Source organism: Bacillota bacterium (assembly GCA_024653485.1).
Lineage (GTDB): Bacteria > Bacillota > SHA-98 > UBA4971 > UBA4971 > UBA6256.
The window spans coordinates 1-17,513 of record JANLFY010000021.1; the positions used below are offsets into that span (position 1 = coordinate 1).

15 protein-coding genes are annotated in these 17,513 nt (G+C 62.8%); all 15 read left to right on the plus strand.

The window, feature by feature from the left end; all coding sequences use genetic code 11:
* Positions 1-320 precede the first annotated feature (320 nt).
* The 15 genes from NUW12_12295 (at position 321) to NUW12_12365 (ending at position 17,503) form a co-directional block, all read left to right on the plus strand.
* On the plus strand, positions 321-1,517 hold the full coding sequence (locus tag NUW12_12295) for a 2-hydroxyacyl-CoA dehydratase family protein (GenBank protein ID MCR4403529.1): 1,197 nt from the start codon (positions 321-323) through the stop codon (positions 1,515-1,517).
* Positions 1,514-2,830: a 2-hydroxyacyl-CoA dehydratase family protein gene (locus NUW12_12300; GenBank protein ID MCR4403530.1), complete on the plus strand. Its 1,317-nt coding sequence runs from the start codon at positions 1,514-1,516 to the stop codon at positions 2,828-2,830. The genes NUW12_12295 and NUW12_12300 overlap by 4 nt, the downstream gene beginning before the upstream one ends.
* A gap of 6 nt (positions 2,831-2,836) precedes the next feature.
* A complete protein-coding gene (locus NUW12_12305) occupies positions 2,837-3,652 on the plus strand; it encodes an acyl-CoA dehydratase activase (GenBank protein ID MCR4403531.1) in 816 nt (271 codons plus the stop codon).
* A 356-nt stretch (positions 3,653-4,008) separates the two neighbouring features.
* Positions 4,009-5,010 (plus strand): ABC transporter ATP-binding protein, encoded by a 1,002-nt coding sequence (locus tag NUW12_12310; GenBank protein ID MCR4403532.1) that lies wholly within the window; start codon positions 4,009-4,011, stop codon positions 5,008-5,010.
* Complete coding sequence (locus NUW12_12315; protein ID MCR4403533.1) at positions 5,003-5,716, plus strand: ABC transporter permease; 714 nt, start codon at positions 5,003-5,005, stop codon at positions 5,714-5,716. The genes NUW12_12310 and NUW12_12315 overlap by 8 nt, the downstream gene beginning before the upstream one ends.
* Positions 5,713-7,245 carry a GldG family protein gene (locus NUW12_12320; GenBank protein ID MCR4403534.1) on the plus strand — a complete coding sequence of 511 codons (1,533 nt, stop codon included), beginning with the start codon at positions 5,713-5,715 and terminating at the stop codon, positions 7,243-7,245. The genes NUW12_12315 and NUW12_12320 overlap by 4 nt, the downstream gene beginning before the upstream one ends.
* Positions 7,242-8,714 (plus strand): DUF4340 domain-containing protein, encoded by a 1,473-nt coding sequence (locus tag NUW12_12325; GenBank protein MCR4403535.1) that lies wholly within the window; start codon positions 7,242-7,244, stop codon positions 8,712-8,714. Before NUW12_12320 ends, NUW12_12325 begins: the two co-directional genes overlap by 4 nt.
* 309 nt (positions 8,715-9,023) lie before the next feature.
* A complete protein-coding gene (locus NUW12_12330) occupies positions 9,024-9,863 on the plus strand; it encodes an MBL fold metallo-hydrolase (GenBank protein MCR4403536.1) in 840 nt (279 codons plus the stop codon).
* 89 nt (positions 9,864-9,952) lie between these two features.
* Positions 9,953-11,329 (plus strand): TldD/PmbA family protein, encoded by a 1,377-nt coding sequence (locus tag NUW12_12335; protein ID MCR4403537.1) that lies wholly within the window; start codon positions 9,953-9,955, stop codon positions 11,327-11,329.
* A 15-nt stretch (positions 11,330-11,344) separates the two neighbouring features.
* Positions 11,345-12,679 (plus strand): TldD/PmbA family protein, encoded by a 1,335-nt coding sequence (locus NUW12_12340; protein MCR4403538.1) that lies wholly within the window; start codon positions 11,345-11,347, stop codon positions 12,677-12,679.
* Positions 12,680-12,772: 93 nt separating this feature from the next.
* The gene (locus NUW12_12345) at positions 12,773-13,618 is read left to right on the plus strand and encodes a fumarate hydratase (protein MCR4403539.1); all 846 of its coding nucleotides are present in this window, start codon (positions 12,773-12,775) and stop codon (positions 13,616-13,618) included.
* A gap of 11 nt (positions 13,619-13,629) precedes the next feature.
* Positions 13,630-14,211 (plus strand): Fe-S-containing hydro-lyase, encoded by a 582-nt coding sequence (locus NUW12_12350; protein MCR4403540.1) that lies wholly within the window; start codon positions 13,630-13,632, stop codon positions 14,209-14,211.
* Positions 14,212-14,335: 124 nt separating this feature from the next.
* Positions 14,336-15,373, plus strand: coding sequence for an S-methyl-5-thioribose-1-phosphate isomerase (gene mtnA, locus NUW12_12355; protein ID MCR4403541.1), 1,038 nt, complete (start codon positions 14,336-14,338; stop codon positions 15,371-15,373).
* Positions 15,374-15,510: 137 nt separating this feature from the next.
* On the plus strand, positions 15,511-16,281 hold the full coding sequence (locus tag NUW12_12360) for a nucleoside phosphorylase (GenBank protein MCR4403542.1): 771 nt from the start codon (positions 15,511-15,513) through the stop codon (positions 16,279-16,281).
* A gap of 7 nt (positions 16,282-16,288) precedes the next feature.
* On the plus strand, positions 16,289-17,503 hold the full coding sequence (locus NUW12_12365; protein ID MCR4403543.1) for an aminotransferase class I/II-fold pyridoxal phosphate-dependent enzyme: 1,215 nt from the start codon (positions 16,289-16,291) through the stop codon (positions 17,501-17,503).
* The last annotated feature ends 10 nt before the right edge of the window (positions 17,504-17,513 follow it).

Genomic DNA, 17,513 nt, shown 5'->3' on the forward strand with positions numbered 1-17,513 from the left:
TTTCTCAGTCCAGATGAATGTGTTTTGGGGTGACAAAATCACAGTCCGTTGACAGAGAGATCTCCGACCAGCTGCTCGAGTTCAAGCCATGCTGAGGCTCCTATGAGGTCGCGGAGGGCTCGGAGGGCCCGGGGGCACGGAGGGCGCGGCGGCCCGGTGGGGTTCCTCGGGTCACCCCAGGTATTGAGACGTTGCTTTGGTGGAGGAGGGAAGCCCCTGATCGGGAGGAGGGAGAGGGAGCAGCAGGAGAGGCCGTGCGGTGAGAGAATTATGAACGAAAGGAGTCGGGCGTTCGTAATGGATCCGCCGGGGGGCTTGCCGTGGTTCTGACGTCGTGCAGCTACATACCGCTCGAGATCCCGCTAGCCCTGGGGATGGGTGCGAAGAGAGCTGTCTTCCACGAGCTCTCTCCGTCCGCCGAGACTTGTCTTCCCCGTGATCTCTGTCCCTATGCGAAGGCGTTCGTGCGTGAACACGGGCGAGAGTGGACCGTGGCCGTGGCGGGGTCTTGCGACGGGATGCGAAGGGTGTACGATGCGCTTCGCCAGTTCCGACTCGCCCGGGCGGTTTGCTTCGTAGACGTCCCGAGGAAGAGCGAAGGTGGAGCAGACGAGTACTACGCCGAGGTGTTGAGGGCGTTCGCCAGCGAAGTCGCCTCAACGTCGCCCGCTGAGAGCACAGGGCCGCAGGAAGCCACTTGCGATGTGAACGGCCCCCTGTTCCGACGACGACTCGCTGCGGTCGTCCGGACCATGGACTCCCTTCGAGGCGAGCTCGCGAGGGTTTTCGGGTTGGCGGCCTTCGGCCGCGTGTCGGCGACAGACGCCATGGACGCGGTGCTCGGGGTGAACGACGCACTGGGACATAGCTGCGCTTCGGGCCTTGTACGCGGATGGCATCCCGGTAGCGGGCTTGGGGGCACCGGGGAAGGGCCGGGCGGCGAAGACGGATGGTTACATGAGGCAGTAAGCGAGGCTCGGGCGGCGATTCGCCGCAAGATCCGCGCGGCGGCCCCTGGCGGAGGCGCACGGGTGCGGGTCGGCGTCTCCGGGACGTGCTTGTTGGAGCCCGCGCTCATCGGCGTCCTCGAGGGCGTAGGGATGTCCGTGGCCTTCGTAGACTCGTGCCTGGGTCAGCGCAGCTTCAACTTCAGGGTTCTTGCGGACTGCGGCCCGCGTGGCGCTGAGGCAGATCTGGCTTCAGAGCCCTTCTCCTCCCTTGCCCGGGCATACCTCAAGAAGCCGGCATGTCCCCGGATGTTCGTCGGGACCGCCAGGGCGGAATACCTTCTGGGGCTTGCGGGGTCCTGTGGGGTACATGGGATAGTGTACGTGGCACCTAAATTCTGCGACCACGCGTACTACGACTTCGCTGAGCTGAAGAGGGGCGTGGGTGAACGGGGACGCCTGCCCATGCTTCTCTTGGAAATGGAATTCGGGTTCGCGCACTCCGGTCAAGTCATCACCCGCGCGACGGCGTTTAGGGAGATGCTCGAGGGGCGGGTGGGGACCTCGTGAGCCGTGTCCGCGTTAGATCGGGGTTCCGTCAGGTCTTGGGCCGAGCCATGGCGGCCGCTGCTCGTCGGACCGGGATCCGACCGGACTTCCTACTCCGCAGCGCGTGGGCGTACCGGGCAGCGCGAGCGGCGCTGCCGCTTCTTGAGATGCGGGGGGCGAAGCCCTATCAGGTCGCCGCGATAAGGTGCATGCTCTCTGACCTGGCCGCCGCGTACCTGGGGGAGAGACCCTGCGTCTTCGCGAGCGCATTCGTGCCGACAGAGTTGATTTATGGCCTCGGGGGCGTGCCGTTCCTGCCGGAGGCTGCCGCCGGCCTCGCGGCGGCTTTCGGCCTCGCTGACCGGAGCCTCTCAGCCGGCGAGGCTCATTGGTACTCCCCCGATCTGTGCAGCTTCCATCGGGCCGGCTTGGGTGGGTTTGCGGCCGGCCTTCTGCCCCGACCGTCGGCTGTCGTCGCCGCGTCGCACCTTTGCGATGGGGGCAAGAGATCCCTCTTTCACATGAGCAGGCTTGTCGGATGCCCGTTTTACGTGTTGGACGTCCCGTACGGACATTCCGAATTCGGTGCCCGGTACCTGGCCTCCCAGATCGAGCGGGTGGCCGAGGATCTCGTGAGGCGAGTGCCCGGGCTCTCCCTCGCAGGACTGGGTCGCGCGCTCGAGTGTTCCCGCAAGACCCTCGAGGAGTATCGGCGGGTCTCGGCCCTCAGGCGGAACGTGCCTGCTCCGTGGCGCGGGTCCGAGGCGTTGAACTATGTCCTCCTCTTCCTGTGGTCGTGGGGAAGTCCCATCCTCACGGAGTTCTACAGCGCGCTTCGCCTGCATCTCGAGCGGACTGTCGGTTCGGGCGCCTTCCCGGTCCGAGAGGAAAGGCACAGGCTTCTTTGGCTGAACCTGAGACCTTACTATGCGACGAGGATGTTCAGTTGCATCGAGGGAGAATGGGCTTCATCCGTTGCCTTCGAGGAATACAGCTTCGCTTACTGGCCGAGCCCCGACCCACGTGATCCGTTCGCGAGCCTTGCGGAGAAGATGCTGTCCAACTTCGGCTGGGGTCCGATAGAGCGGCGCTTGGAAGTCATCGAAAGACTCGTTGAGGAGTACTCCATCGACGGTGTAGTCCAGTTCGCTCAGTGGGGGTGCAGGCAGTCAAACGGAGGTGCGGCCATGATCGCGAGGCGACTCGCGGAAAAGGGCATCCCTTTTCTCAATTTGGACGGGGACGGGGTGGACGCGAGGTGTGGAACGGAGGCGCAGGCCATCACGAGGCTGAGCGCTTTCATGGAGCTCCTCGACGCGCGAAAGGGACGGTGAGATCGGGTGTTCGCGGCGGGGATAGACGTCGGGTCGACTGCCACGAAGGCTGTGATTCTCGAAGACGGGGCTATCTCGGGAGTGCGTGTGGTGCCTACAGGCGTTGACGTTGCCTGCTCGGCGGAAGAGTGCCTCCGTGATGCGTGCCACGTCGCAGGCGTGAGCCCCGACGCGTTGAAGGCTGTCGTGGCGACGGGTTACGGCAGAGGGAGAGTACGGGGCGCGGACAAGACACTGACGGAGATAACGTGTCATGCCCGTGGCGCGCGGGCTCTCGTGGAATCGGCCCGGGTCGTGGTGGATGTCGGCGGCCAGGACTCGAAGGTCATACGGTTGGACGACGACGGAATGGTCGCTGACTTCGTTATGAACGACAAGTGTGCGGCGGGCACCGGGAGGTTCCTTGAGGTCATGGCCGCCAGGCTGAACGTCCCGCTGGAGGAGTTCGGCGACATGTGGCGCTTGGCCAGGGGAGGCGCGCGGATTTCCAGCACGTGCACGGTGTTCGCTGAGTCGGAGGTAGTGAGCCTTCTCTCCCGAGGCGGAGACCGGGAGTCGATAATCAGGGGTCTCTGCGATGCGGTCGCCGACAGGCTTGCGGGAATGGTTCGGCGCGTGGGCGTCTGTGGACCTATCGTTATGACGGGCGGCGTGAGTCGGAACGAAGGTATCAGGCGGTCGCTGGAGGAGAGACTATCCGCGCCCGTGAAGGTTCCGGAGAGGGCCCAGTACGCGGGGGCGTATGGGGCCGCACTCATCGCCTCCGAGCTCGTCACAAGCGCGCGACGGTCCGGGCTCGGCGTGGGGGCCAGGCCCGAGTGAAGATGCCCCCAAGACCGGGCGAGGCGGCACGACCATTGGAACTGTCGCTGGCGCGCGTTCGTTGTACAGGGATGGTTCGTCATAGGCACCTGTCCCGGACCTCGGACGCCGTGGGACGCCGGGATGTCTTCCGTCCTTGCCGGCGCGTGCGGGTTCTTGGCCCGAGCGGGACGAAGTGATTTGTCTTGCCACGATCGTGAGCTCCTTCACCGGTTGGAGGGACTCGCCCGCGTCGGAGCGTTCGGTCGGGTGGAGGGCCGCTGAAACCGACCGGTGACTGGGCGCCCACGCATCACCGACATGCTACAGCTGCACCATAGCTGAGACTCAAAGGTGGAAAGGGGGAACTCGTTGCCGTGATCGAGGTGGAGAACCTCACAAAGATGTACGGCAGGGCAAGAGGCGTTGAGGACCTCACCTTCTCCGTGGAGCAAGGCGAGATCCTCGGCTTTCTCGGGCCGAACGGCGCGGGAAAGACAACGACGATGCGGATCATAGCAGGATATCTGGCGGCGACAGCTGGAACCGTTAGGGTAGGGGGGCATGACGTCTTCGAGGAGCCCATGGAAGCCAGAAGACGGATCGGGTACCTCCCGGAGAATCCTCCAGTGTACCGCGAAATGACGGTAAAGGGTTACCTCCACTTCGTGTCCGAGATCAAAGGGATCCCGAAATCCCTGAGAGCAGGGCAGATCGCGCATGTCGTGGAATCTTGCGGCCTGGGACCCGTATACGGTCGTCTCATCCAGAACATCTCGCGCGGTTTCAAGCAGAGAGTGGGGCTGGCTCAGGCGCTTCTCGGAGAGCCCGACGTCCTCATACTGGACGAGCCCACAGTGGGGCTCGATCCAAGGCAGATCATCGAAATCCGCGAGCTTATCCGGAGCCTCGGCGGAAAGCACACCGTGATCCTCAGCTCGCACATCTTGCCCGAGGTTAGCATGGTGTGCGGGAGGGTAGTGATTATCAACAACGGCCGTCTCGCGGCCATCGACACCCCCGAGGGGCTTGGGCGTAGGCTACGCGGATCGCAATGCCTCGCCGTGCGGGTGCGGGGTCCGAGGGAAGCCGTCGTGGCCGAGGTTGGTGAGCTTTCAGGCGTGAGGTCGGTCTCAGTTGAGGAGACCGGGACGGGGCGTGGCACTGAGTCAGTGCCCGGACGTGCGGGCGAAGTGCGCCTATCGGTGGAGACGGAGATGTCCGCGGACGTGCGTGAGGCGCTCTTCTTCAGGATGGCCGAACGCGGGTGGCCGATTGTGGAGATGAGGTTCGTCGACCTCAGCCTGGAGGACGTCTTCCTCCGGCTCACCACCGAGGAGAAGCTAGAAGAAGCGTCGGAGGTGGCGGCAAGTGCTTAAGACGTGGTTCATCTTCAAGCGGGAGGTCGCCGCGTATTTTCTTTCGCCCATAGCGTATGTCTTGGGCGCGGTGTTCCTGGTGCTCTCCGGGTACTTTTTCTCCATCCTCCTTTTCGCCACGCGCAGCGCGAGCATGCAAGCAACGTTCGGAAACATGGCGGTAACGTTCCTCTTCGTGGCGCCGGTGCTCACCATGAGGCTCCTCGCTGAAGAAAGGAAGCTCGGGACGGACGAACTCCTCCTGACTTCTCCCGTGACGACTACCTCAATAGTGGTCGGGAAGTACCTTGCGAGCGTTCTCACGTACCTGGTGTTTCTCGGGGCCACGCTGGTCTATCCGGCCATCCTGCGGAACTACGGCAGCCCCGACATGGGTCCCATCTACTCCGGGTACCTAGGCATGTTCCTCTTCGGTGCGGCCTGTCTCTCGGCGGGGACCTTTGCGTCGGCGCTCACGGAGAACCAAATAGTAGCGGGGATGGTGGGGTTTGGCATGCTCCTTCTCTTCTGGATCGCGGGGTGGGTCGACGCGGCTGTGACGGGACCCGTGGGCCAAGCCGTGTCGGCGCTGTCAATCCTGGAACACTTCGATGGCTTCCAGAAGGGTATGATCGATCTCTCTCACGTCATGTACTACCTCAGCTTCATCTTCTTATTCCTCTTCTTTGCCGTGAGGACGATAGACTCAAGGAGGTGGAGCGCATGAGGCTCGCCATTCTCCGCGCGTGCCCGATACGCAAGTTCGCGCTCGGCCGCAGGATGCGATATGGGTCCAACGCCCTCTTGTTGACCCTTGCGGTGATCGCGATAGTCCTGATGGTGAACGTCATAGTGGCGCGTCACCCCGCGAAGCTGGACCTCACACAGGAGAAGATGTACACTCTCTCGGAGGAGACAAGGCAGATCCTTCGCAAGCTCGATCGCGACGTCAAGATAACCGCCTTCTTCCCAGAAGGGGATGCTGTGGGGGAGATGGTGAGGGATCTCCTCAACGAATACACGCGGCTCTCATCGAAGGTTTCTGTGTCGTTCGTCGACCCCGACAAGAACCCGTCGCTGGCAAAGCAGTATGAGATCACAGCTTACGGAACCTCCGTCGTCGAAGCGGGTTCTAGGTCGCGCAAGGTGATGCAGTACGATCTCGTGGAGTATGGCGGGGAGTCGCAGACACCCGGGTTCGCGGGAGAGCAGGCCTTCACGCGGGCCATAATCGGTGTGCTCGAGGGGGAGGAGAGATCCGTCTACTTCCTTGTGGGCCATGAAGAGCGCGACCTCGTGCAGGACTACTGGCAGGCGAGGTCGTTCCTCGAGGGCGAGGGGTACACGACCAAGACGCTCAACCTTGCGAGCGAAGGCAAGGTCCCTGGGGACGCAGCGCTCGTCGTGATAGCGGGTCCGCAGAAGGATCTCGCGCCAAAGGAGATAGAGGCGGTTCGAGATTACGTCGACCGTGGCGGCAGCGTCATGGTGCTTGCTGAGCCGTTGCGCCAAAAGGGACAGCTTCAGAACATCAAGGCCTTGATTGCCAAGTGGGGCGTGGGTCTGAACGATGATGTGGTCATCGATCCCGCAAGCCACTACTTCCTCGACGCGGGGAGCCCGATTCCCGAGGTGCAGTACCACGACATCACCATGAAGCTCATCACGGAGAAACTCGGGTGCGTGCTGCCTAGGAGCAGGAGCCTGTTCGAGTCGCGAGAGTCGGCAGATCCGGGCGTGACCGTCTCGGCGCTCCTCAAGACTTCCGGGCAGTCGTGGGGAGAGACCGATCTCGAGGCCAAGCAAGTCTCGTTCGACCCGAAGTCAGACAACAAGGGGCCGCTCGTCTTGGCATTCGCCGTGGAGCGTGTGTCGGAGAAGAAGACCGTAGCCGAGAGCGGCGGGGATGACGGGACCAAAGACGGCTCGGCGGATGAAGGAACGCGAAGCGAGGACGGGGTCGGCAAAGCGGCCGGCGATGGGGCAAAGGCGAGAATGCTCATCGTGGGGAACGCCAGCTTTCTCGACAACGACGTGGTGACCTTCCAGGGCAACATCGACCTCTTCATGAACTCCGTGGGATGGCTAGTGGGCAAGGAGGAGTCAATCACTATCCGAGCCAAGTCTCCAAGCTACAGCCAGATTTATCTTACAGGCCAGCAGGCCAGCCTCGTGTTCTACTCCACCGTCGTGGGGATTCCGCTCGTGTTCCTGCTGGTAGGTGGGGGAATCTGGCTGAGGAGGCGCAACCTATGAGGAAATTCGCCAGCACCTACATCGCAGTCGCCGTGGTGGTGGCGCTCGGGGCGTATATCCTGTTCGTGGAGGGCGTGAGGACGCCGGGAGAGGACGCGGGCAAGATCCTCGTCGATGTGGCGGCCGACGAGGTCACTCGTGTGACCGTGGAACGAGCGTCTGGCCGAGTGGAGGTAGCGAGGGGCGAGGCACACGGCAAGGCCGAGTGGCGGATCGAGTCTCCGAAGGCCGTGGCCGCGAGCGACGACGCCGTGAGAGCTCTCGTGAACGCTGCCGCGAAGCTGACGTGCGAGAAGAGAATAACAGATCAAGCCGGAGACGGCGAACTCGAAACCTTCGGTTTCGACCATCCGTGGCTCAAGATCACTCTTCATATGAAGGAGGGTGAAAAGGCCATTCTGTTAGGAGGTGAGACACCCGTCGGAGGCGCGCGCTACGTGAAGCTGGCCGACTCCGGCGCGATATACACCGTCGCGTCGAGCACCGTGTCCGCATTGAACAAGAGATTCGAAGACCTCCGCGAGAGGAACGTCGTCCCGGTTCAGAGCGGTTCTGTGACCGCCCTGCGCCTCGTAAAGCCCGAGGGGCTCGATGTGAGATTGGAGAGGGTGCAAGGGGAGGAAGCCGGGGAGGAAGAGTGGCGCATCACCCAGCCATTCAACGATGTGGCAGACAAATGGAAGGTCAGTGACCTCGTTTGGGATCTCACGGGACTGAGCGTGAGTGAGTTCGTGGACGACGAGGGCAGAGACCTCGAAAGGTGGGGCTTGGAGCGGCCGAGGCTGCGGGTGGAGGTTCTGAGTACGGAGCGTGACTCCGTGTTTGAGCTCCTCGTGGGTTCCGAGGCTCCGGACGACATGGGCTTTTACGTCCGCACCTCCGACTCTCCTTCAGTGTACTTGGTCAATCCGGCCGCCTTCGCTCCGCTCGAGACGGGAGCTGTGGACCTCGTCAAGAAGGAGCTGCTATCATGGAATGACGATGACGTTCTTCGCGTGACGTGTGTGGATCAAGGAAGGGCTGTCGCCTTCCTGAGAGACGGCAAGGGGTGGAAGACCGTGCCACCCAACCTGGACGCAGCCAAGGCCACCCTCATCCAGGGCCAGCCTGCTACGAAGCCGGCTGAGGTCGTCAAGGAGGGCGTGAAGTGGGAGCTCAAGGCGGGCGAGAAGAGGTACTCCGAGGATGAAATGTCAGCACTGCTTGCGGCGCTGCGCGACGTCACCGTGGCTTCCGTGGTCGAGGGCTCGGTGGCGGGAACGGCTGACGCGCGCTACGGGCTCGACAGACCTCGGACAAGCGTGGAGCTCGACCTCGGTGACGGGAACGTCTTGGAGCTCAAGATAGGCAGAAAGATGGACCGAGGCGAGGCGCTACATGCGACAGCGACGGGAAGAAACCTGGTATACGTCGTCGAAGAGGAAAAGGTCAAGGCGCTTCAGAGCGCGATCGGAAGGTTCCTTCAGTGAGCGTCGCCGATAGCGTGAGCGGTCACCTGAGCCTCGTTTCCTGAGCCTCGAGGTCTAGACGCGGGCTCGCCGCGACGAGCGGCGAGCTCTTGGTTTTCGGGGTCATTGGAGGAATTGCAGACCGCCGCGGTGAATTAACCAAAGTCAACTAGCACGAAAAGGCGAATGTCCGACAGAAAGGCAGGAGGCCCGCGGATGAACGCTTCCAGGTCTGCGGGGCCCGTGTGGAGGCGCGCTCTCATGCGGCGGAAGCGTCGTCTCACGGCAGGTGCGGGGCGTGAAAGGAGCGCAGGAGCGCGCCGTGTCTTATTGACTGGCGTCCTCGTCGTGTTCGCTCTGGCGGCAGCGCGGGCCTGGGCGGGCGCCGCGGACCAACCGCGAGGGGACGCCCGCCTGACTGTCCACTTCATAGATGTGGGCCAGGGCGACGCCGTGCTCGTGCAGGCGCCGTCCGGCAAGAGGATGCTCGTGGACGGTGGTCCTGCGGAGACGTCGGACCGGCTTGTAAGCTACCTGAAACGCCACGGTGTCTCGAGCGTCGACGTCGTGGTGGCCACTCACCCTCACGCGGACCACATCGGTGGGCTCCTGGAAGTGCTCAAAGCCTTCTCTGTCGGTCTCGTGGTGGATTCGGGGAAGATCCACACGACCACCACGTACGAGCGCTTCCTCACGCTCGTCGACCAGAAGGGCGCAAGTTTCCGCCTGGGACGGGCGGGCGATGTAATAGATCTGGGTCCTGGCCTGGACGTAACGATCTTGCATCCTTCGGAGCCGCTGGCGGAAAGCATGAATGATTGCTCAATAGTCCTGAGACTGAGGTTTCGCGGCGTGAGCTTCCTACTCATGGGAGACGCCGAGAGGGAAGCGGAGGATGCCATCCTGAGGAGCGGACTCGAAGTGAGGGCAGACGTTCTCAAGGTGGCGCATCACGGCAGTTCGAGCTCGTCAAGCCCTCGATTCCTCAAGGCGGTGAGTCCCGCGATTGCGGTGGTGCTCGTGGGTGCAGGCAACCCATTCGGCCACCCTCACCAGGCGACCCTTCGCAATCTCGTTGCCTGCGGAAGCAGAGTGTTCCGCACGGACATTCATGGAGACGTGGTCGTTGGCACCGACGGGTCGGCGATTCGGGTGGAGACAGGCCGCTAGGTGCTGCGTGGATGAGGGATGTCAGAGGTCCGTTGGAGGAGATACACAGGATCGACTAGTGGCGATCAACGCGAAGGGAAGGTGACGCGATGCTCGATCTACTGAAGTCCGTTGCGACTGAGGCGCAAGGGTACGTCGAGATCAGGTACCACAGGCGTCTCCAGACAGCCGTCGACGCGCGCAACGGCGCGCTGAGACGCGTCGAGCGACGTACGCTCGCCGGGGCAGGAGTGAGGTGTCTCGTGGATGGTTCGTGGGGCTTCGTATCCACCACGGATGTCACTTTGGAGGGGTTGCGAAGGGCCGTGACCGAGGCTTCCGACGCGGCGAGAGCTGGTGCCCGCTTGCGAAGGGAGAAGGCGAGGCTTTCCGCGGCACGTCTCGCGAGTGGGGAATTCGCTTGCCAGACGTTCGACGACGAGCCGGACATAGCCGAGAAGATGAAGGTCGTCTTGGGAGCGGAAAGGCGAATGCGCGACGCGTCACCCCTCGTGGTCGGGAGCATGGTCATATACACCGAGTACGCCGACGAGAAGTACATCGTGACCTCCGACGGCGCGCAGGCGCACATCGTCGACCGCAAGCCAAGCTTCCACGTATTCGCGACGGTCCGGCGAGGAGATGCTCATGAGACGGGGGCTAAGGCATGGGGAGTCACGGGGGGTTGGCATGACCTCTTGCGCAAGCGCGACCTGGACAAGATGGTGGACGAAGCGGTGGATCTAGCCGTGAGGAAACTCGATGCGGGTTACGCAAAGGGCGGCAGTTACACGGTGATCCTAGATCCACAGCTGGTGGGGGTCCTGTCACACGAGGCGATAGGCCACACGGTCGAGGCCGATTTCGTGCAGAGCGGGTCCGTCGTGAAGGACAAGATAGGCGAGAAGGTCGCATCCGACCTCGTGACGCTCGTGGATGACGGAACCATGAGTGGCGCTGCAGGCATGGTGCTCGTTGACGACGAGGGCGTGCTAGGTGAGCGGACGGTGATCATCGACAAGGGAGTGCTCCGCAACTACCTGCACAGCCGCGAGTCCGCAGCGGCGTTCGGAGCGGCGCCTCACGGCAATGCGCGAGCGTTCACCTATCGTGACGAGCCCATAATCCGCATGACAAACACGTTCATCCTGCCAGGCACAGCGAGTCTCGAGGACATGATCGCAGGCATAGACGACGGGTTCTTTCTCAAGGAAATGGGCCAAGGTGGGCAGGCGGACTCCACCGCGGAATTCATGTTTGGTGTCTCAGAGGCGTACAGGATCAAGCATGGGAAAATCGCGGAGCTCGTCAAGGGAGTGACTATCTCCGGACAAGCGTTTGACGTGCTGAAGAGCGTGGACGCGGTCTCCGGTGACTTCGAGCTTGCCCTTGGATCAGGCCATTGCGGGAAATGGCAGCTTGCCAAGGTCGACGCGGGCGGGCCTTACCTGAGATGTCGGGTGACCATCGGCGGACGTCATGACTGAGGGGAGGACGGTGGGATGAAAGGCTTGGAATTGTGCGAAGAAGTGGTAAGGCGCGCCAAGGCGAAAGGGGCGGACGAAGCCGAGGTCTACTACCTCAGGACGCGTAAGCTAGAGGCCGTTTTCGAGAAAAACGACCTCCAGGTGCCGAAGGGTGATACGTACGAGGGAATCGGCGTGCGCGTCATCCGCGATGCGAGGCTGGGGTTTGCTGCGACGAACGTCTTGACCCGCGAAACGATAGACGACACCATCCAGGCTGCGCTCGCCATAGCGGCGGCTTCGCCTCCTGACGTCAATCACGTCTTCCCCGAGCCGTCAGAGGTGACGAATGTGCCCGGGGTACACGACGAGAGGGCGACTGAGCTTGCATTGGACGATGCCGTTGAGCTCGGCTCGAGATTCGTGGAGGCGGCGAGGGGATATGACCGGCGGGTGACCATCGACGCTGCGGGCTTCGTCGCACAGGCGGGTGAACGCGCCTTGGCCAACTCGAGGGGTGTGCGCGCTTTCGAGAGGGTCAGCAACTTCTCCTGCACCGCCCTAGGGTTTGCTCGCGAAGGCGACGACGTTTCGTCGTTCGACGTCGAGTATTGCGGATCCTGCAATTTGGACGACATCGACCTGGCTGCGAGTGGGAGGCGTCTTGCGGAGAAGGTGGTGAAGTCGCTCGGAGCCACGACCATCCCGAGTTTCAGGGGGACGGTCATAGTCACTCCCTACGCTGGAGGCGAGCTCATTGCTCAGCCAGTGGCGTTTTCGGCAGCCGCTGACAATGTTCAGGAGGGAAGGTCGCGGTGGCACGGGAAGCTGGCGACGAGCGTGGCATCAGTGGGTCTCACCGTCGTCGATGACCCGCGCATCCCCGCTGGCCTGGGCTCGACCTCATTCGACCGGGAGGGCGTCCCGCCCCAGAGGCTCGAGATAATCAAGGACGGGGTGCTCTGCCAGTATCTCCACAATTGCTATACCGCCCGCAAGGATGGGGTCCGTTCCAACGGTCGCGCGGTGGGAAGTGACCAGACGACGCCCGGCATCGGAACGACAAACCTCGTCATCGCCCCCGGGACCGTGCCTCTCGAGGACATGATCAGGGACACCGCAAAGGGGCTTGTTGTCAACAGGTTCTCCGGGAATCTCGACCCTGTGAGCGGCGATTTCTCAGGTGTGGTCAAGGGCGGACAGTACATCGAGAATGGCGAGGTCGTCAAGCCCGTGAAGGAGGTCATGATCGCGGGAAACATCTACGAACTCCTCTCGCGCATAGCAGCCGTATCAATGGAAACGGTGACGCTCGGAGAAGCCAGACTGCCATACATCCAGCTCGAGGGCGTATCCGTGACGGGCAAGTAGGGTCGGGTCCCCTCGGCGACACCGAGCGGGGCGTGGGATGAGGGCGACCGCATTCGGACGAAGACTGGAGGAGATCGCATGGGAGGCAATGAGCTGCGAGAGATACGCGTGTCAGACGTCACGGCCGCTGTGAAGAGGCTATGCATAAGCGCAAACTGCAATGTTCCGGGCGAGACGATAGCGGCGCTAAAGCGTGCTGTTGAGGAGGAAGAGTCCCCCGTGGGAAGGGAGGTCCTCAAACAGATACTCGAGAACCACCGGATAGCACGAGAAGAAGGGGTCCCGGCCTGTCAAGACACCGGGGTAGCCCTGGTCTTCCTCGAGGTAGGGCAGGACGTGCATTTCGTCGGTGGGGACCTCTACGAGGCTATCAATGACGGAGTGAGACAAGGGTACATAGAGGGCTACCTTCGGAAGTCGCTCGTGAACGACCCGCTCTTCAAGAGGGTGAACACCGGAGATAACACGCCCGCGATGATCTACACGGACATCGTTCCCGGCACAGGCCTTAGGATAACCGTGGCGCCGAAGGGGGGCGGTGCGGAGAACATGAGCGGCATCGCAATGCTGCCACCTGCGGCCGGGGTGGAAGGTGTGAAGAAGTTCGTGGTTGAACGCGTGCAAAAAGCGGGCTCCAATCCCTGTCCGCCAGTGGTGGTGGGGGTCGGGATAGGAGGAACCTTCGACCGCGTGGCACTCCTCGCAAAGAAGGCGCTCCTGCGGCCTGTGGGCTCGCACAACGCCGACCCGCTGTACGCCGAGCTCGAGAGGGAGCTCCTCACGGAGGTCAATAGGCTTGGGATCGGGCCGCAAGGATTCGGAGGCAGGACGACGGCGCTTGCCGTGAACGTCGAGTACGCGCCGTGCCACATTGCGAGCATGCCTGTGGCCGTGAACCTCAACTGTCACGTAGGCCCGCATGAATCGATAGTGCTCTGAGCCGTGATCTGATGAACATCAAGCCGGAGGAGGGGTCACAGGTGACGATAGACATATGTACACCCATGTCTGACGACGTGGTTGCGCGGCTCAAGGCCGGCGACAACGTGAGGATATCGGGAATCTTGTTCACCGCTCGGGACGCCGCACACAAGAGGCTCGTTGGGTTGCTCAACGAGGGGAAAGAGCTTCCCGTGGACATACGAGGTCAGATCATATACTATGTCGGTCCGGCGCCCGCGCCCCCAGGTCGTCCGATCGGCTCGGCCGGGCCAACCACCAGCTACAGGATGGATTCGTATGCTCCCATATTGATGGAGCACGGGCTCAAGGGCATGATCGGGAAGGGAAGCCGTTCCCAGGACGTGAGAGACGCCATGGTGAAGTTCAAGGCTGTGTACTTCGCCGCCATAGGTGGCGCCGGCGCGCTTCTCGCGAAGTGCGTGAAGGCATCGGAGCTTGTGGCGTACGAAGACCTCGGTCCCGAGGCGATCAGGAAGCTCACGGTGGAAGACTTCCCGGCAGTCGTCGTAAACGACGTGTACGGCAACGACCTGTACGAAGACGGCGTGCGTAAGTACCGCATAGGCTGAACGCAGGGACGAGAGGGGGTCGCGGCCCGCTGAAACCTCCGCGGACCCGACGGGCTGGTCCTCGACAGGTCCCGCGCGATAGCACGGCCGCGATCTGGCTCCGGAGGGGGACGTGAGATCCCGGATGTTGAGGCCCATTGTGTGGACTGGAAGGACGCTGGAACTCTTGGATCAGACCCGACTGCCCTCGGACAAGGTGTTCGTCAGCTGCGCAAGTTATCGCGACGTGAGAGATGCGATCCGCGAGATGAAGGTTCGGGGTGCTCCTGCAATAGGCGTCAGCGCCGCGTACGGCATGGTCCTTGCCGCGCGTGAGTTGGAAGCCGACGTTCGCGGGGCGTACATCGAAAGCCTCAAGGCGGCATCGCGGGACCTCGCACAGGCGAGGCCTACCGCGGTCAACTTGGCGTGGGCGGTGGAGAGAATGTTGGACGTTGCCTTGGGCTGTGAGGACTGGAGGGACATCCCCGCCGCTCTGGAAGAGGCCGCTCGGGCCATGGAGATGGACGACGTCGAGGCGAACAGGCGGATCGGCAGGCACGGAGCGCCGCTCCTCGGAGATCCCGTGACGGTGCTCACGCACTGTAACGCGGGCGCGCTCGCGACCGCCGGGTACGGTACAGCGCTTGGGGTCGTGCGGGCCGCGGTCGAACAGGGGAAGCGCGTGCGCGTCTACGCTGACGAGACCCGGCCGTACCTTCAGGGCGCGAGGCTGACCGCCTTCGAGCTCTTGGAAGAGGGCATTCCTGTGACGCTCATAACGGATGGCATGGCCGGCTACGTGATGAACCTCGGCAGAGTCGATTGCGTGATCGTCGGCGCCGACAGGATCGCTGCAAATGGTGACGTGGCGAACAAGATAGGCACGTACAGCCTTGCGGTGCTCGCGAAGGAGAACGGCATTCCGTTCTACGTCGCCGCCCCAGTGTCAACGCTCGACCTTGGTTGCCCTACCGGCCGGGACATCCCCATCGAAGAAAGGGATCCGGAGGAAGTCGTGGGCATTCTCGGGCACAGGATAGCGCCGGAAGGCGTGGACGTGTTCAACCCCGCCTTCGATGTCACCCCGGCATGGTACATTTCGGCGATCATCACTGACAGAGGCATAGCCCGTCCCCCGTATGACAAGAGCCTGAGAGGGCTCGTCCCTCGGCACGGATGAGTCTACGAGCGGGGCGACGGCTCGTGTGGGGCATTGAGTTACGTCCAGCGATCCCCCTGTTGGAGCTATTGGTCGCTCCCTTCCGAACGCCCAACAAGCCAAGCAGTTCCAGGCAGAAGGAAACGGGGTGGGGTAGGATGGAAGAAGCCCAGATTCTGCCCATACTAAAGATCCGTCCCGGCGAGATCTCCTCTTACGTGGTCGTCTGCGGGGACCCGGGCCGGACGGGCATCATCGCCAAGCACCTTGAGAATGTCCGCGAGGTAGCGTACAACCGAGAGTATCGAGTGGTGAACGGTGTATACCGGGGCACACCGGTCACGGTCGCGTCCCACGGAGTGGGAGCGGCCGGGGCGTGCGTGTGTTTCGAAGAACTAATCAAAGCCGGGGCGAGGGTGCTAATCAGGGTGGGAACAGCGGGGTCGTTGAGCCGCGCCATAGTAGACGGCGATCTCATAGTCGCCACCGGCGCCGTCCGGGAGGACGGGGTGACGTCCCAGCTGGTTCCGCTCTCGTTCCCGGCGATCGCCGACTCCAAGGTGGCGGACGCCCTGTATAGGGAGGCTCGCGATCGCGGTGCCAGGGTGGCCAAGGGTATCGTGCTGACCGTGGGGGCGTTTTATCCGGGCATCCTGCCGCTGCCCAACGCGGAGATGAGCCGCGCCGGGGCCATAGGCGTGGAGATGGAGGTATCGGCCCTTCTCATCGTGGCCGCGCTGCGCGGCGCGCGCGCTGGCGCGATCCTCGCCGTGGACGGCGTGGCCATAGACTTCGAGGCGGACTCGTACAATCCCAATCGAGACGTGGTGGCGAAGGCAGTGGAGCTCGAGGCGGAGATAGCTCTCGATGCCGTCTCCCGGCTTTCGAGAGATGAGGGACACGAGGACTGGAAAGACTCGGGATGGTGAAGGCAGAATGGGAAACGGAGCGGGCAGAGACGAGGGGCCACGGCGCGCCCCTGGGTTCGATACGCAGGCGATCCATGCCGGCTGGGATGGCAAACACGCGCTTGGTGCGCTCAACCCGCCGCTGTACCAGACCACCAGCTTCGTGTTTGACAGCGTCTCCCACGCGCAGGAGGTGTTCTCAGGCGAGTCCGCGGAGTACGTGTATACCCGAGGCAACAACCCGACCTTGCGGCTCTTCGAGAGGAAGATGGCGATACTCGAGAAAGGTGAGAAGGCGGTGGCTTTCTCGTCTGGGATGGCCGCGATCTCCTCAGTTCTCCTTTCCTTCCTGGAGGCGGGAGACGAGGTCCTGACCTCTCGGACCATCTATGGATCGACTTACCACCTCCTGACGCAGCTCCTTCCGCGCTACTCCGTGAAGACTAGGTTCGCGAACCTTGCAAGCCCCGGGGCGGTGCGCGCAGCCCTGACCGAAGCGACCAAGGTCGTGTATATCGAGACCCCCGCCAACCCAAGCCTCGAGCTCGTTGACATACGAGAAGCCTCCATGGCAGCTCACGAAGTGGGGGCTGTGGTAGTCGTGGACAACACGTTCGCGACGCCGTATTTCCAGAATCCGCTCGCTTTAGGCGCCGATGTGGTCGTGCACTCCTGCACGAAGTACATAGGAGGGCACGGGGACGCCCTGGGCGGGGTAGCGGTGGCCCGCGACCCCGATTACATTCTGAGGCTGCGCTTCGAATTCCTGTGCGACCTCGGGAGCGTGCTTTCGCCGTTCAACGCGTGGCTGTTTCTGCGCGGGCTGAAGACTTTGGGAGTCCGGATGGAGCGCCACGCGAGCAATGCGCTGGTGGTGGCGAGGTTCCTTTCGGACCATCCGAAAGTGGAGCGTGTGTCGTACCCAGGCCTTGATGGTTTTCCCCAGCGTGACTTGGCCAGACGCCAGATGCGGGGCTACGGAGGCGTGGTGTCCTTCGAAGTGAGAGGGGGATACGAAGCTGCGGTGCGCTTCATCGACAGGCTGAGGCTCACCACCATAGCCGTGAGCTTGGGGGACGCCGAAACCCTCGTCGAACACCCGGCATCCATGACTCATCGCGAGTACCCCAGGGAGAGGCTGCCCGAGTTTGGGTTCAGCGAGGCCCTAGTGCGTCTGTCCGTGGGGCTGGAGGATCCGGAGGACATCATCGACGACCTGGATCACGCGCTTCGGCGTACCTAGCGCGATACCG

Excerpts from the sequence above, each read along its gene's own strand:
- mtnA (MCR4403541.1), top strand. The coding sequence starts at position 14,336 with ATGTTGAGGCCCATTGTGTGGACTGGAAGGACGCTGGAACTCTTGGAT.
- NUW12_12360 (MCR4403542.1), top strand. The coding sequence starts at position 15,511 with ATGGAAGAAGCCCAGATTCTGCCCATACTAAAGATCCGTCCCGGCGAG.
- NUW12_12365 (MCR4403543.1), top strand. The coding sequence starts at position 16,289 with ATGGGAAACGGAGCGGGCAGAGACGAGGGGCCACGGCGCGCCCCTGGG.
- NUW12_12325 (MCR4403535.1), top strand. The coding sequence starts at position 7,242 with ATGAGGAAATTCGCCAGCACCTACATCGCAGTCGCCGTGGTGGTGGCG.
- NUW12_12350 (MCR4403540.1), top strand. The coding sequence starts at position 13,630 with ATGAACATCAAGCCGGAGGAGGGGTCACAGGTGACGATAGACATATGT.
- NUW12_12340 (MCR4403538.1), top strand. The coding sequence starts at position 11,345 with ATGAAAGGCTTGGAATTGTGCGAAGAAGTGGTAAGGCGCGCCAAGGCG.
- NUW12_12320 (MCR4403534.1), top strand. The coding sequence starts at position 5,713 with ATGAGGCTCGCCATTCTCCGCGCGTGCCCGATACGCAAGTTCGCGCTC.
- NUW12_12335 (MCR4403537.1), top strand. The coding sequence starts at position 9,953 with ATGCTCGATCTACTGAAGTCCGTTGCGACTGAGGCGCAAGGGTACGTC.